General features: G+C 67.0%; 12 protein-coding genes. 7 read left to right on the top strand and 5 right to left on the bottom strand.

Annotated elements, in window-relative coordinates; translation table 11 throughout:
- From ACFWVC_RS33145 to ACFWVC_RS33130, 4 genes are all read left to right on the top strand, one after another.
- The coding region (locus ACFWVC_RS33145; protein ID WP_384296333.1) for an IS3 family transposase at positions 1-810 on the top strand (810 nt) is incomplete at its 5' end.
- A 132-nt stretch (positions 811-942) separates the two neighbouring features.
- The gene (locus ACFWVC_RS33140; protein WP_384296330.1) at positions 943-1500 is read left to right on the top strand and encodes a hypothetical protein; all 558 of its coding nucleotides are present in this window, start codon (positions 943-945) and stop codon (positions 1498-1500) included.
- Positions 1501-1946: 446 nt separating this feature from the next.
- Positions 1947-2354, top strand: coding sequence for a hypothetical protein (locus tag ACFWVC_RS33135; RefSeq protein WP_384296328.1), 408 nt, complete (start codon positions 1947-1949; stop codon positions 2352-2354).
- A gap of 186 nt (positions 2355-2540) precedes the next feature.
- On the top strand, positions 2541-3530 hold the full coding sequence (locus ACFWVC_RS33130; RefSeq protein ID WP_384296324.1) for a DEAD/DEAH box helicase family protein: 990 nt from the start codon (positions 2541-2543) through the stop codon (positions 3528-3530).
- A gap of 141 nt (positions 3531-3671) precedes the next feature.
- Here the strand turns inward: ACFWVC_RS33130 and ACFWVC_RS33125 are convergent, their stop codons facing one another.
- A complete protein-coding gene (locus tag ACFWVC_RS33125) occupies positions 3672-5006 on the bottom strand; it encodes an esterase/lipase family protein (RefSeq protein WP_384296320.1) in 1335 nt (444 codons plus the stop codon).
- A gap of 40 nt (positions 5007-5046) precedes the next feature.
- Positions 5047-9621, bottom strand: coding sequence for an AAA family ATPase (locus ACFWVC_RS33120; protein WP_384296318.1), 4575 nt, complete (start codon positions 9619-9621; stop codon positions 5047-5049).
- Positions 9622-9716: 95 nt separating this feature from the next.
- Between ACFWVC_RS33120 and ACFWVC_RS33115 the strand changes: the two genes are divergently transcribed.
- Complete coding sequence (locus ACFWVC_RS33115) at positions 9717-10754, top strand: translation initiation factor 2 (protein ID WP_384296315.1); 1038 nt, start codon at positions 9717-9719, stop codon at positions 10752-10754.
- A 131-nt stretch (positions 10755-10885) separates the two neighbouring features.
- Here the strand turns inward: ACFWVC_RS33115 and ACFWVC_RS33110 are convergent, their stop codons facing one another.
- Positions 10886-11893: an SPFH domain-containing protein gene (locus ACFWVC_RS33110; RefSeq protein ID WP_384296313.1), complete on the bottom strand. Its 1008-nt coding sequence runs from the start codon at positions 11891-11893 to the stop codon at positions 10886-10888.
- Positions 11894-12301: 408 nt separating this feature from the next.
- On the opposite strand from ACFWVC_RS33110, the gene ACFWVC_RS33105 reads away from it, so the two are divergent.
- A complete protein-coding gene (locus ACFWVC_RS33105) occupies positions 12302-12691 on the top strand; it encodes a hypothetical protein (protein ID WP_384296311.1) in 390 nt (129 codons plus the stop codon).
- A 38-nt stretch (positions 12692-12729) separates the two neighbouring features.
- Positions 12730-13833, top strand: a complete 1104-nt coding sequence (locus ACFWVC_RS33100; RefSeq protein ID WP_384296308.1) for a caspase family protein — start codon at positions 12730-12732, stop codon at positions 13831-13833.
- Here the strand turns inward: ACFWVC_RS33100 and ACFWVC_RS33095 are convergent.
- Both ACFWVC_RS33095 and ACFWVC_RS33090 read right to left on the bottom strand, forming a co-directional pair.
- On the bottom strand, positions 13827-14048 hold the full coding sequence (locus ACFWVC_RS33095) for a hypothetical protein (RefSeq protein ID WP_384296305.1): 222 nt from the start codon (positions 14046-14048) through the stop codon (positions 13827-13829). The genes ACFWVC_RS33100 and ACFWVC_RS33095 overlap by 7 nt on opposite strands.
- Before the next feature lie 170 nt (positions 14049-14218).
- Positions 14219-14887: TniB family NTP-binding protein (locus ACFWVC_RS33090; RefSeq protein ID WP_384296303.1), on the bottom strand; the 669-nt coding region annotated here is incomplete at its 5' end.

The raw sequence follows: 14887 nt of genomic DNA, 5'->3' as shown, positions 1-14887 counted from the left end.
GGTGTCGCCCGGCAGAACTATTACAAGCACAAGCGCACACCGACCACTCCACGGCAGCTACGGCGAGACTGGCTGACCGGGCTGATCCGAGAGGTACACGTCGCTTCCCGCGGCACTTACGGCTACCGCCGCATCCACGCCGAGCTCACCCTGGGCATGGGCATCCGGGTCTGCACCAGGACCGTATCGGTGCTTATGACACAAGCCGGGATCCACGGCCTGCCCGGACCGGTGCGCATCAAGCGGCTGCGTGGCATCGTCACCGCCGAGGACCTGGTCAATCGCAAGTTCCATCGCTTGCGTCCCGACGAGCTGTGGGTCACCGACATTACGCAGCACCGCACCAGGGAAGGGTGGGTGTACTGCGCGGCAGTCCTGGATGCGTTCAGCCGCAGGATCGTGGGCTGGTCCATCGACTCACGGCAGGACTCCACCCTCGTGGTCAACGCGCTGGACATGGCCATCCGCAACCGCCGCCCCGAGCCGGGCGGGATCGTTCACGCCGATCACGGCACCCAGTTCACCTCCTGGGTCTTCGGCGAACGGATCCGCTCCGCCGGCCTCCTGCCGTCATTCGGCACCGTCGGGGACGGCCTGGACAACGCGATGATGGAGTCGTTCTGGTCCTCCATGCAGATCGAGCTGCTCAACCGCAAGCGCTGGAAGACCCGGGTCGAACTGGCCAACGCGATCTTCGAGTTCATCGAGATCTTCTACAACCGCCAGAGACGACATTCAGCATTGGGCTACCGCACCCCGATCGAGTACGAGCTACTCTCCGCACAAGACACCGTCCCCGCCGCCAGTTAGCCACCGCAGCGGGAACCCAAACTGTGGGGCAGGTCACTGGGTTTCGCTGTCGCCCCCGGCTACGAGGACGACCCGCGACTCATCCATGACGACCCCGGGCGGGACGGCGCGCCCCGTCCCAGCGTTCCGGGTGTGTGTGCCGGGGGACCGCGGGCCCTGCTGGACTTCTCCCAGCCGCACCTCGCCTCCGAGCGCGCGGCCGCCGCGTCCTGGGACCTGTGGCACAGCCTGCTCGCCCTGCACCCGCCGGCCGTTCCCCTCGCGACCTTCGTGGCGCGCTGGCGGAACGATCCGCAGGCATTTCCGGGTGACCGGTGGGGAGATGAGATGCTCGCCGCCTACCGGGCCCAGCCACTGATCGCGGCGTACCTGGACCACCCCTTCAGCCTCGACATGGATTTTCTGGGCTTCGTGGGCCCTGCCGACCCGGTGGAGCATCCCATTATCGGCTACGAGGGAACGCGTGAGGAGTACATCCGTCGCTTCACCTCGCCGGATCCGAGAAACACGGACGTGCTCACCGTGGACGGCTGGTGGCTGGAAGGCGGAAGCCACGCCGTCCACGCCTCTTGCCACCCGGACCAGTGTCCTCACGACCGTCCGGCACCCGCCCTGTGGCCGGGCAGCGAGGCGTACCTCGCGGACCTTCCCGACGACACGATCCTCGTCCGGCTCCGCTGCCACGCCTGACCCGCGCGCGGGTCGAGCTTGCGCCACCGTTCTCCCGTCGTGGCGTACTCGGCGACTCCTCACCTACGCTCGGCACTGTGCGGGGGAGTACACAGTGCAGGAGGGGATGGTATGAGCGGGGCGAGGACCGCGGCCGACTTGCAGGCACTGGCCGTCGAGCTCGCGGACCCGGACTGTGACGTGGACGCCCTGTACGAGGTGGAGAAGCGGCGCGGGGACAAGGCAGCAGGGCCGTTCGGGATCGCTCATGGCTGGCCCGGCGGCGGGGGGAGCAGCGACGGAGAGTTCCTGAGGCTGCCCCCACGCGCCCACCACTGCCGCCCTGGTCCCGAACGCATTGCGGCCGCGGCACCGCCGCGGTGCGCACCGACCTGCTGCTGTGGCAGGGGCCGCACCACAATTCCCCCGGCTCCTGCCTGACTGGCGGGGTCAGGGATGATCGTGGGGTGTTGGTCCATGTGGAAGCAGTGGAAGCAGCAGGGCAGGGTCCGTCGGGGGTCGTGTGGGTACGGGCGCGTTCCCAGATCGGCACCGTAGTGGTGCTGTGGAAGGGCGAACCCGCAGACATGGGCCATCAGCACCATGTCGAGTGGACCATCCACGAGGACATCGCGTGGCAGGTCAACACCTGGCCGGCCTCCACTGCCGCGCCCGGGCTGAGCAATGAGCGCGACCAGATCACCTTTCGCGGCCAACTCGACCTGACCGAGGACGGAGCGGCTTTCCTGAACATAGGAGAGGCAGCGATCCTGTTCGACCTCGCGGACCCGGCACCACCTCAGGACGCGGACGCCACATGGGTGGACGTCCGCGTCGCTCGGGACAGCGTCACCCTGTGGCCCTACCACCTGTGACGACAACCCTTCCGGGCGCCGAGCCGTCAGTGATCACGGCGGCGCGGGTTTCGGCACGTGACGGGCGGGTTGCCCGGCCACGCGCCAAACGCCTGCACAGCACGGGCATGCCTCTGCAGGTTGCGGATCCGCCCTCTTCTCCGGCACTCCCGGCCCGCTACCCACTGGCCCGGGAGAATGCCTCGTATGAGTACTGCCGCTCCCACCCCCGCCGTCCCGGATCCCGCGTCAGGGCGGGCGGTGTTGCGTCCGGATCAGCAGACCGGCCACGGCAGGGCGGTGCGGCATCTGCGCCGTGCGGGCATGCGGGGCTTGTACGTCTCCGCGTGTGGGACGGGTAAGACGCTGGTCGGTGTCCGGCTGGCGGGCACGCTCGGATCGCGGCTCACCTTGGTGGTGGTGCCGACGCTGGATCTGATTGCGCAGACGGCGCTGGCGTGGCGAAAGGACGGCCGTGCCGAGGCGATGGTGGCGGTGTGTTCGATGGATACCCGGGCCCACCCAGGTCTGGCCGAGGCGAACGTGGGCTCCACCGGGGATGCCGCCGGCCTGGCCGCGGCGCTGTCGGCGGTCGGTACCGGGGTGCTGCCTGCGGTGACGGTGTTGTGTACCTATGACTCGCTGGACAAGATCGAGGCGGCGCAGCGTACCGGCCGCATGGTGCCGCCGTTCGATCTTGCGGTCATGGACGAGGCGCACCGCATCGCAGCCCCCCTCATCACCCGCCGCACCACCCACACCGGCGCCCGAGCCCGCGTCCGCAGCAAAGCCGTCCTCATCACCCCCACCGGCACCGGCACCGGACGCGTCGCCACCCAGGCCATCGCCTCCGGCTCCACCCGCCTACGCCCCCTCATCGCCGAAGCCGCCCGCCAAGGACTCCGCCTGGCGTTCACCGTCCGCATGCCGAAAACCGGATACCTCCACCCCTCCGGCAGCCGCACCGATTCACCTGGCATCCGCCGCGACGTCATCCAACGCACCGACCACACCGAAGAACGCTCCTACGGCTCCGCCTCCACCGGAGGCTTCGACGCCGCCGACTTCGCTCGCCGCGTCGACGCTGTCGCTGGCGACGTCACTGCCGCAGTTCAGCAATGGCTAGTCGAAACTGGCCGCATCCAAGCCGACGCTCACATCACCCACCTGGAAATCCGCACCTGGCGCCCCCGGTGACGGCCCGGACGAGGCGGGTAGGAGGCCGCGACTGGCACAGACCAGCGCCCCGGCAAATAGGGAGCACACCCGTGGGTGAGCGCCCTGCGCGTGGCGGGACTCAAGGACGGGAACCAGGCGCAGGGGCTGGCACGGCCGGTGTCAGGCGTCGGTGACTAGCACTGCATCCCGATGAGTGATGCGGGGGCTATCGGAACGAACCTCCAGGGTCCATACCCCTTCAGGGGCGATCATTGAGCCCCTGTGGCTGCCGTCGCCGTCGGGCAGTAGCTCCGTCTCAGCAACGGCGACCCCATTGCTGTCGCTGAGCCGGGCGTGGATTTGCAGGATGGGATCGGTTGCCGTGGCGGTCACCTCCAGCGGGGAGCCAAGCGGCACGAAGTCTGGGGCCTGTAGATCGATCCTGACGTCATCGGAGAGGTAGTCGGTGAGGTCGAGTGCCTTGCACACTTTCAGGAGCTGGTCACGGACAAGCCTCTTGTTCGGGAGGTCAGTGTGGCGGTGGGGGTGCCACCGAGTTCGGCCAGTGTCCCCAAGTTCGGGCGGCGTAGCGGAAATACCGGGCACCGTCCCGTCGCCGAACCAGTCCGCCCGATCATCGAGCCGGTCGTGGAACCGGAGTTTGCCAGCTGACAGAGAGACAGCGTGCTCGGTGCTGTGCGTCCCGCCACCGAGGGCGATTGGGTCACCGGGGGTGCCGCTGCCAGCGGCACGCGCGGCATCCCGGCGCGCGGCGCGAGCGGCTTCGATTTCCGCGTGGAAGTCGAAGGCATCCCGTACCGCTTCTGTAGGAAGGTCGGGGATACTCACGGTGTTCAGCCGTTCCGCCTCGTTGTCCAGCCGACGGACCACCCGGTAGGTAGGGAGCAACTGGGCCACTGATGGGAAGTTGCCGGCGACGCCACGGATTCTTTCTGCCAGCCAGTTTGGGACGTACCAGGGCATCTGGCCAGTTAGGACGCGGATGGCCTTCGGAGCACCGTGGTACGGGGTGCCGATGGTGACGACTGTCTCCGCTGTCTCGTGGCCGCCGAGGCACTCGATGTAGTAGCGGGCAACCAGACCGCCCATGGAGTGGCACAGATATACGACCCGGGGCTTCTCCTCACCCGGGTATTGGACGGCGGCCCGCTCCTGCCACTGGGCGAGGCGCCTCTCTACAAAAACCTTCAGCCTCGCTGCCGAAAGCCGGTTGGACAGCCGCCAGTCATACGCGAACACGGCCAGCCGCTCGGGCACTTCGCGCTCCAGGAAGCTCAGCAGTCCGCCGTAGCCGAGGTGCGGGGCGAAGCCCGGCCAGACACGGGCTTCCCGAAGCAGCCCGGGGCCCGGTGTCAGGGTGTGCTCCGGGTCCGGCTCCGCGTTTTCAAGGCCTGGGGGCAGAGCCAGGGCCGACATGCGGCCGGTGGTAAGGCGGCCCACGGCGCGCGGAAGATCCCACATGTCTTTGCCGTCACGAGTCAGGATGCTGCCCATGATGCCTGGCACCACCACAACGAGATCATGCCGCATAAGTTCATTCCCCTCTAAAACGATTCGGTCGGTAACGGAAGAGGCGTACAGGCTCGGCGAGATCCCGAGCGAGGCGCTGCGCCGGGAGAAGCAGTTGATCGCAGCGCCCCTGGCCGGAGAGGAACAAGATGATGCCCGCGTCGTCGGCCGCGGCGGCGACCTCCTCCACGGTGTAGCCCCGGTTCGGGATGTCGCAGTACCTAATCCTGCGACGCACATCCCAGATCCTCACCGGGCGGTCTGGGACGCCGGTGCAGGCGATCAGCAGAGGGCGCTCGGCCGGCCCTGTCAGCGACATCGAGCGGATGCCAGGCAACGGATCCCGCAGGAGATCGGGCCGGTGCTCCGATACGCAGTCATCGGGCCCGCCCACAAGGCTCCAGCTCGCTACGCCTACGGTCTGTGCGGTGGCCAGGGCCAGCATGCAGCGCTGCCCTCCGGAAACGCTGAATGCCATTGCGGTGATGAGGGACTGCCGGTCGTGGGCTGGCACGTAAGTGCCCCTAGATACGGATGGTGAGGCTTGCGGTTGGGTGCGGGCCCGGCCGAGCCCGTTCGGAAAGCGTTCCTCCTCATCGGCGAGGGGCCAAACCTCGGCGCGAGTGGCGCCGGTTGCCGCGAGGAGGGTGGTGCCGTCGGACAACGCAGTCGTGGCGACTCGTTCGGCAGCGACACCGCTCAAGCCCCAGGGGTGGCCGTGGATCGGCCGCCAGGCGTCTGCCGGGGCGTTGAGACCGCGCTCCCACGCGTGGACCTGTTGCTCGCCTGGATCGGCGACGAACAACCGCACCGATCCTGCTTGGATGGAGGCGGTGACAGACCGGATGGTTCCCTTATCGGGGGCTCCGGGGATGGGGAGGGTGTGCGGCGGGCTGGCCTCCCACGTGTTGGAGGGCATGAGGCACAACTCGTAGATGGTCAGCACTCGCTGGCTGGCCACAACGTTGACCACACAGACCAGCCACCGGTTGCGGTGGAGTTGGTGCGCAGTTACCGCGGTTGCCGGAGATGGGAGGACGCGCACATTGGACGTGTCGTTCCTAGTCCCGTAGAACCCGGAGGCGCTGTGGAGCGAGATCTGCAGGGTCGTTCCGAGTGCTCTCAACAGCAGGTGCTTGCCGTCATGTCCCTGGGCGACGTGGAGCAGGCCCGGCGTGCGGCCTGTCGGCTCCCAAGCCTGGGACGAGCCGAGGGACGCCGTGAACGGCTCGGCCGGATCCCAAACCCTGACCCGAGCACCGGCTGCGACGGCGACACGGCCGCTGCCACTCGGGTCGAAGGTCAGCGAGCGTACGGCGTCGCTGTGGCCGTCGAGCGGGGCATACTCGGTGCCCTTGAGGTTCCAGATTCGAATGGAACCGTGAGCGGCCGCCGCAAGGAGCGGGCCATCAGGGGAGTGGCCGAGTGTCACCACGCGGGCCGGAACGGAGAGTGGCAATCGAGGGATACGGAGCGGGTCCAGCTCGACATCTGTCAGGTGCCAGATTTTGAGAGCCTTGCCATCTGCGCCAGCAACCCATGCTGCTGCGCTCCCTCGTGTGTCCGGGAGCGCAGCCACTATGACCGAACCGCTGCCGGAAGGTTCAGCCATACGGAGATGGCCAAACTCGCGTGCAAGCACAGTCCTTTGTCCGTTGCGGGACTTGGTGACGTCCCAGAGAGAAATTTCACTCCTGCCGCCAACCACAGCCACCAGCCGCTCGCCGACGGGAACCAGTGCCAGCGAGCGGGCGCTGTCACCCACCGGGACGTGGTGCAACCGACTAAGGTGCGTACGCTTGGGGGGCCGGCTCCACACCCACAGCGTGCCCTCATCGAGGGCCGCGACATAGGCGACCCCGTTTAAGACGGCTGCAGTGACGGTGTCGGGGTGACCGCCCCAGAACAGCCGCTGGATGTGCTGGAGTTCCGGTCCCGACCAGACGTGGATCGCGTCCATGTCGGCGGCGAACACCAAGGTGCCGTACGAGTCGTCAACCACGCCGACGCTGTGTAGAGACCGAGCGTGTCGACGGCTAGCGGCCGTGTCCAGGACCCATGCCACGCGCCCGGTCGAGGCGTCCCAGGCACGCACCTCACCCACCCCGCACGCAGCGATCAGCTCGTTTGCACCGTCAGTCCATGCGACGGCATGCGCTCCACCGTGCGGGCTCGGCCAAGCCCGATGCGCGGGCTCGGGGACGGAGTCCGTCCAGACGTCCTGCCACACGAGGTCAGGATGCTCCCGTCCCACCGCGGACATCAGTTGAGGGTGGCTGCGCAGCGCAGCAGCACGCAACAGCGCCCGACGCTCTGCAGAGCTGCGTCGACCGAACTCGGAGGCTACCCGCAGATACAGCGCAGGCTCGTCCACGAGCCCAATGCGGGCATGGACGAATGGGACGATACCGGAGGGCTCGGCGTGCACTAGGAAGTCGATGTCCATCATCAAGTCCTCTAGCACGCCGTCACCAGCTGCCGCCGCGTGTGAGGCCAGATGGTTCTTGATGTACGGGTCGCAGGAGGCCCAGTCTTGCGACGCTCCCTCGGTTGCCAGCTGTACAAGCGCTGTGTGGATGCGGGCGTGCAGTACCGCCTGCTCGTCTTGAACCGGCAGCAAATGACTTCCGAAGCTCTGGTGCTGGAACCGGTAGACGTCCTGCCCGCTCTCACGGTCACGGACGATGAATGCGCCAAGCGTCCGCTCTCGTACGGTGTTCAGCTCAGCCTGCGTGTACGGCCCCTCGTAGGGGTCGCTGCGCAGTGCGTTGGCCATAGTCAGCCAGATGTCGGGGAAGGGCAAGCCAGCGCCTTGGGCGAGGGCAAGCGGCCTCAGAAGGTCCCGGACCCGCTCCGGCCTACGAGTGTCGAGAGCCGCCAACTGCTCGCCGAGAAGTTCGTGCAATTCAGCGATGCCCGAGCGCATACCCGAGTCGAGCCGCTCAGGAGGGAGTAGTCGGCCGTCCCGGGCCAGCGAACGGGCATAGACCGAAGCGACGAGGAAGAGTTTGTCGCTGCGCTCGGCGATATGCCGGGCAGTCGCCTGCAGGAGCTCGGCATTCTCTGGGTGCCGGTACGGGGAATCGGCGGGATCGCGCAGCACCTTTTCGGCGTAGCGTCGGATGTCTTCAAGGGTGTCGGGGTCTTGGTCCAGGGCCACTGGGTCGACACTGGCGGCACGTTGGAGGACGTCGAGCAGCGTTTCGGGGGCTACTTCATCCCCGGTCGGTCTGCGGTCGCGCCTGCGGGTTCCCACAACAACCTTAATCCCCGCCCGCGTGGCAAGGTCCTGGAGCAGGTCGCGGGCGATGTCGAGCGACTGTCCCGGGGCCGCCTCATCGAGCCCGTCAAACAAGAGAGTGAGCATCCCCTTTTCGGCCGCGAGTGCTTCGACGGCGTCTATAAAGGCATGGGTGGTTGTGTATCCACCGGCGGGCGGCTCGAGGCCGGAAGGGCGAAGCCGAATACAGAGGTCGGCCATCAGATGAGGCAATGTCGAGTTGCGACAGTGCACGGCGGCGTGGATCGAGTGATGATCGGGACGTGGGTGGGCGGAGGCCTCGGCTGGTAGTTCCCTGCAGAAATCGGGGATGGTCAGGTTGGCCAGGTAACTCAGCAGCGTAGATTTTCCGCTGCCGGCGGGGCCAGTGACCGCGAGCAGACCCTCTTGGTGGGAGCCTAGCCACGTCACGATTCTGCGGAGACTGTGGACGCGGCCGGTGAAGTGGCGGGCAGCCCAGTCCGGCGAGCGACCAAGGGCGGGACCGAAGGGCTCACGACGCAGTTCGCCGTCGAGCCAGATGGTGTCGTTCTCGGGGCGTAGTGCTTGCCGGAGGACACCTGCCTTCCGGTAGGGGTTGCGGAAGAAGTCGCGGCTGAGAGCCGACGCCACCGCGTAGTCGGGGCGCTGAGGAATATGCTTATTGCCCATTCTGGCGGCAACAGCGTCCATCAGATCGGTCAGGGGGACACCAGGGGCACTGGGCTTAAAGATCGGATCGTTGTCGACGGAGGTGCGTGGGTCGGTGACGATCGCTCTCAGGTGCCTACCCCATTCCGCTTCCGCCGCCTCCTGGTCCTCGGCCGCTGTCACTACTACGGCGAATCCGGACGGACGCGACGAGTGGTCGGGCCTTTGGCTGCGGATCTTGTGGGCGACCTCGGTGATGTCTCGACGGGCGGCGCCGCTGTAGCAAGCGTCAATGATCAAGAGCACATTCCCGGACAGTTCCAGGACCGCCTCTGCGAGCTCCTCCACTGCGATACCGGGCCGGTGCTTGTACTGGTAGGAGTCTCGGCACAGTAGCCGGAAGGAGTGCGCCTTCTCCTTGAGGCCGTGCCCGGCCCAGTAAACGATCTTCCTCCGATGGGGCTGATCACGCAGGTCGGCGATCGCTTCGAGAATCCCCGTACGAGTGGTCCGCTCCTTCGGGAGTACCACGGGCGCAGCTCGGAATCCGAGGCCCTCGACGGCCTCCAGGAAGGTTGTGGCTCCTGCCGCTAGGTACTCCAGCCGCTGCTTGCCGGGTGGCCCATCCGGGTACTCGTCGACGACAATGGCCAGCACAAGGCCGTCCGCGTCGTCAGTCGGTTGTTCCACGGGTCCCCCTGGTCACTCAGTCACCATATGATGAACAATCAGCAAGCGCTGATCATAGGTCCGTTGAGGAACACTGGCATCCGACCGGAGGGGACATGTCCTACCAGGACACCTTTACGATCGGCAGTCTGGTCACTGACTGCCTCATCTTCGAGGGTGATGGAACGCGTCCCATCCACGAGGAGAACGTCCACGTCTTCTACGACCCCGACGTGGTGTTGTGGCTGCCTGAGGAGGTACAGCGCTGGCGACGCGAGATCGAAGAGCAGGAGGCCGCGAAGCAGGCCGCGGGGGACAACTACCGCTGGAACAACCCACGTTTCGCAGTGAAGAGCGTCACCCCGCGCCGGACCTCTCACTCTGAGGAGCCGGTTGCGCACCTGCACCTGGTGAACGCGGACTACTACGACTTCCTTGCCACGACCACGAACCTCGACCGGCGGCTGGAGGACGGTTCAGGCGCGACTCTGCGGTCCCGGTACCTCGACATCGGCGATCCCGCGGAAGCTGAGGCCTTTTTGTCCTGCAGCTTCGGGGTCAACGTGGCGGCGGAAACCGGCCCTGACCAGAAGATGATCTTTGCGCGACGAAGCGGCAAGGTTGACGGCGTCAATGTCCACCGTTGGAACTCCTCCGCCAACGAAGGGCTCGCCCGCATTCACGACCTGCCCGCCGACGGCTCGCGCATCAGCCTGCATGCGGCCGCCAGACGAGCCCTCAAAGAGGAAATGGCTGTTCAGTTCGAGGACAACGTGGAGCTGGAACTCCTCGGCTTCGGACTCGACCTGAAGAACCACCAGTGGGCGGCGTTCTTCCGAGCGGTCCTTCTGGACCTCACCGAGGACGACCTGCGGCATCGCTGGGCGAAAGGCATCGAAGATCGTTGGGAGCACGAGGCGCACGCTTTCGTGCCCGCAACCGCCGACGACGTATGCGACTTCATCCTTGGTCGCCCGAACCTCGAGAGTGCCTGGACCCCATGCGCTCCGGCTCTGTTCTACCTCGCCCTCGTCCGGCGTGCCGTACTGGCTCGCGGCGGCGATCCGAGTGGCCGGCTCGATGTCGATGCTGCTGAGCGGCGCGCCATGAGTAGGCTCGCGAACGCTGAATCAACAGCTGTCGCTGGCAGCTGATACCTCTCAACCGTCGCTCACGGCCGCACATGGACGGTTGTGAACAGCACTTTGCGCGGTAGCGCTGCCGTGCCGGTGCCGCCCGCGTTGGGCGGCACCACTGTGGCCTCCAGTGCGGTGTGTTGTGTGCGTCAGGCCATGCCGAACAAGTGGCCGAGTTGGGTGACAAGTGATGCGGTTGCGCTGCCGGCCACGGCGATGGCCGCTGGTTCGGCCGAAGTGCGCATCTGCAGCCAGGTGCGTCGCAGGAGGCTGGCGTCAGGCTCCCTGTCTTCCTCCTGTGCGGCTGTCAGTTCTGTTTCGATGATCTCGGCGTCGGCGATCAGCGGCTCACTGGAGGGCGGGTGTTCCTGTGATGCGGTGCGCAGTGTGCTCAGGAGGTCGGCGACGACCTCCCGGGCCTTGTTGGCGCTTGCCGGGTCTATGGGGCCGTTGAACTGGTAGTTACTGTCGCCTTGTTGCACGTTCCCACCGGAGATTTCCTGGCGGTCTATGTTCCAGGTGCTCATCGACTCGAGCCTTCCGTTGGCCTGGTGGGTGATCTGGCCGTGCGGGAGCACGTTCATGGTCATGTGGCCGGTGAAGATCTGTGCGGAGGCGCCGTCGTGCTGCGCGGCCACGCGGGCCTCGTCCTTGACTTCGGTGGTCGTGACCTCGCCGACGGTAAGAAGCAGTTCGTGCAGCGTCAAACCCCAGCGGGCGGTCCGAGGTCTGAGGACGTGCAGGACGGATTCGGCGATCTGCTGAAGTGAGACCCGCGCGTCGGATGCCGGCAGGTTCGCCAGTGCGTACGTGAGTTCGTAGACGGCGTGCCGCTCTAGAGCCTGGATGTAGCTGGCTGTGCCGTACGTCGCCTTGACTGCGTCCGTGACGCTGTACTGAATGGTGAACTCGATCGGTAGGTCTGTGCCGTCGTGCATGGACACCACGCGCAGAGGGAACGGCACGGTCTGCTCACGCAGGTCCACACGCATCCTCACGGTGTCCACGAACGGGATGACGACTCGCAGCCCGGGTTCGAGGGTGCGGCTGTAGCGGCCGAAGCGTTCGACGATGGCGGCGGATGCGGTCGGAACCATTTGAAAGACACGGCTTGCAACGCCGATGCCGCCCGTCACGGCGAGAGCGGCGCTGATCATCCAATGCCGTCGCATGACACCCCCGTTCCGGTCCATATGGTCGCGCAAACTGGTGTGGATCCAGGGGCGGGTAGGTGGTGTGGCGGGTTGGCGGTGAGCTGGGGTTTTGGTGGTTGATTGAGAATCGGCTTTTGCTGGGGTGCGGTGGGGCTGGCCTGGGGTTTTCTGGGTTGTGGTGAGATTTTTGGCCGGGGTTGTGTGCAGTTTTCGTAGCTAATGGCTTGGTCTGCGTTTTCGCTGGTCGAGGGCGTTTTGCCTGGTCAGTGTGGTTGTGGGGATGGGGCGGCTGGTCGTGGTTTCTCGGTGGGGTTCGTAGCGCGTGGGGTGAAGTGCTCTGCTGGTTCGGGGCTTGGTTTTGGGGTGTCGGGGTTGGTTTGGGCGGTGGGGGGATAGGTCTGCTTCGTTGTCGTGGTGCGGGGCTGTGGTTGGGGGGCGACGGTGCGGTTTGAGGTGCGGGTGGGGTCGGCTGCGGGTGAGGTGCGGTCGTTGCAGGGCTGGTTGCGTGCGGATCCTGGGGTTCGTAGGTCGGCTGTGGTCGAGGTGCGGGGGAGTGGGCCGGGTCCGGGGGAGATGGGCACGGCGCTGGACGTGTTGGAGTTGGTGACGGGGAACGGGTGGAACGCGGCGTCGTTCGTGCTGGCGGTGGTGTCGTGGCGACAGACCCGGTCACGTAGGCCGCGTGTGGAATTCCGACGCGGGGAGACGGTCGTGGTCCTCACGGATTGTTCTGAGGAGGAGATCGAGCGGGCGACGCGGGCGCTGGATGCTGCCGGCGGGGACGGGGACGTGCAGGGGTGAGCGTGCTGCCTGATCCTGGGGCGTCGAGGGCGGTCTTGGTGGGCACGAGCCGCTACCGGCATCTCGAGGACCTGCCGGCGGTTTCGAACAATCTGCGCGCTCTTGCCGCGGCGTTGTGTGGGCCGGTGTCGCTGCGGCTGCCCAGCGGGCATGTGACGGTTCTTGAGGAACCGGATGCCGCGCATGCGGTGGTGGGCGCGGTACGGCGGGCGGCGCGCGAGGCCACGGACACGCTGATCGTGTATTTCGCCGGGCATGGTCTGGTCGACGGGCAGCAGGATCAGCTCAGTCTTGCCCTGCCGCACACCGAGTTCGGTCGTATCGAGACGGGCCTGCCGTTTGACTGGCTGCGGCAGGTTCTCCTGCTGGATTCCCGGGCGGAGCGGCATGTGGTGATCCTGGACTGCTGCTACAGCGGTCTGGCGTTGGGCAGGATGAGCGCGGGGACGGGCCTGGCGGATCAGGCGGTGGTGGAGGGCAGTTTCCTGCTGGCGGCCGCGGCCGAGACGCGTACGGCGAAAGCCCCGGTGGGCGAGACGTACACGGCGTTCACCGGTGCGCTGCTCGAGACTTTGCGCGAGGGGATTCCCGGGGGGCCTGCGCTGCTGGAGCTGGGGTCGGTTTACCGGCATCTGCGGGTGACGCTGGAGGCTCGCGGGTATCCGGTCCCGCAGGCCAGGGACCGCAACAGCGGCGCTCAGGTCGCGCTGGGGCGCAACTCCGCTTTCCTGCCTGCTGCGCCGGTGAGCGTCGCGGCTGACGGGGCGGTGGGGGAGCGGCGGTGGCCGGATCCGGGGGAGGTCCGCAGCGTCGCCGGGTTCTGTGCGGCGCTCGCGGCGGTCCGGGAGGTGAGCGGGCTGACTCAGCAGGCTGTCAGCCGGCGCTCCGGCGGCCGGATCTCGGTTGGCACGATCAGCCGTCTGGGCAACCGCCGGACGCTACCGGCCACATGGGCGACAACGGCCGTCTACCTTGAGGCCTGCGGTGTCCCCGATGAGCAGGCGTCGCGATGGAAGACGGTGTGGCAGCACCTTGCGTCCGAGCCGGCGTCAGCGGACCCTGCGCCGGCGCCGTCCGTCGAACCCGGCGGGTCGGTGTGGGGACGTAGGTTCTCGGCCTTGCGCTGGAAGCGGGGTCACTGACCGGGTGTGGCCGGGGCTGAGCTGCTCGACGGGTGGGGCTGGGGGGTGTTCCCCGTGGAGTCGGAGTCGTCGTCGAAGAGCGTGTTCCACCCGGCGATGGCGAGAACAACGGCTGCCACGACAAGTCCCGTGGAGGGCTTTTTCCACTGCTTGGAAACCGTTGACGGCTTCACGTGGTGCCCTGCCCGGTAGTAGCCCTTACGGGTCTTCGCCATGCTGCATCCCCCCTGCCCCCGTGCGCATGCCTGCGTGAGGAAGTCTTGCAGCGATGGGACTGCGCCGTGACGTGAACGGCCGAGCGCGGCTGGTTCCGCACCGTTGCGGTGAGTGTCTCGCTGTGCCGGGCTGTTCAGTTCCGGTCCGGTGCGATCCGGGCCAGCACCGGTCAGCGGGTGCGGGTGCGGGTGTGGGGGCGTTGGTGTTGTTCGGCAAGGTGGTCGAGGCGGATGGCTTCGAGGGTTTCTTTGGTGATTTTTTCGGTGCCGTCGGTGATGGCGTGGATGGCGGCTTGGCGGATGAGTCGGGTGAGGCTTCCGATGCGGCCTGCGGTGCGTTGGTGGAGGTAGGGGGCGTGGCGGGGGAGGGTGCCGGGTTTGTGGTGGTGGAGGTCGAGGGCGTTTTCGAGGTCGGTGATCAGGTCGGTGAAGGGGTGGTGGTTGCCGAGGCGGGCGGGGAGGGGGCCGCAGTCGATGAGGGAGGCGCGGCCGGCGAGTTGGGCGCCGCGGACGCCGTTGAACAGGGGGGTGGTGGTGACGTCGATGCCGGCGTAGACGAAGGTCGCGCCGATGCGTTCGGTGAGGTCTTTGAGGAGGTCGGCGGCTTGGGCGCCGGTGGTGGTGCGGGGGTTGAGGCGGTGGATTTCGTCGATGAGGATCAGGCGGGTCCGGGCGTGGTGGTAGGTGTGGCAGACGGCTTCGGTGATCTGGGCCTGGGTCATGCGGGGTGTGGTGGGGATGCCGAGGTAGCGGGCGAATTCGGCGGTGAGGGTTTTCGCGGTCGCGCCGGGCGGGACGAGGATGTAGGCGACGGGGACCTGGGGGTGTCCCTGGCCGGG

Origin of the sequence: Streptomyces sp. NPDC058691 (genome assembly GCF_042714775.1) — a bacterium.
GTDB lineage: Bacteria > Actinomycetota > Actinomycetes > Streptomycetales > Streptomycetaceae > Actinacidiphila.
Note: the sequence above shows the minus strand (reverse complement) of the source record. Positions and strands in the feature narration are given on the sequence as shown.

Bases quoted from the DNA above. Each gene is read 5' to 3' on its own strand.
- ACFWVC_RS33130 (WP_384296324.1), top strand. From the start codon at position 2,541: ATGAGTACTGCCGCTCCCACCCCCGCCGTCCCGGATCCCGCGTCAGGG.
- ACFWVC_RS33125 (WP_384296320.1), bottom strand. From the start codon at position 5,006: ATGGGCAGCATCCTGACTCGTGACGGCAAAGACATGTGGGATCTTCCG.
- ACFWVC_RS33115 (WP_384296315.1), top strand. From the start codon at position 9,717: ATGTCCTACCAGGACACCTTTACGATCGGCAGTCTGGTCACTGACTGC.
- ACFWVC_RS33110 (WP_384296313.1), bottom strand. From the start codon at position 11,893: ATGATCAGCGCCGCTCTCGCCGTGACGGGCGGCATCGGCGTTGCAAGC.
- ACFWVC_RS33095 (WP_384296305.1), bottom strand. From the start codon at position 14,048: ATGGCGAAGACCCGTAAGGGCTACTACCGGGCAGGGCACCACGTGAAG.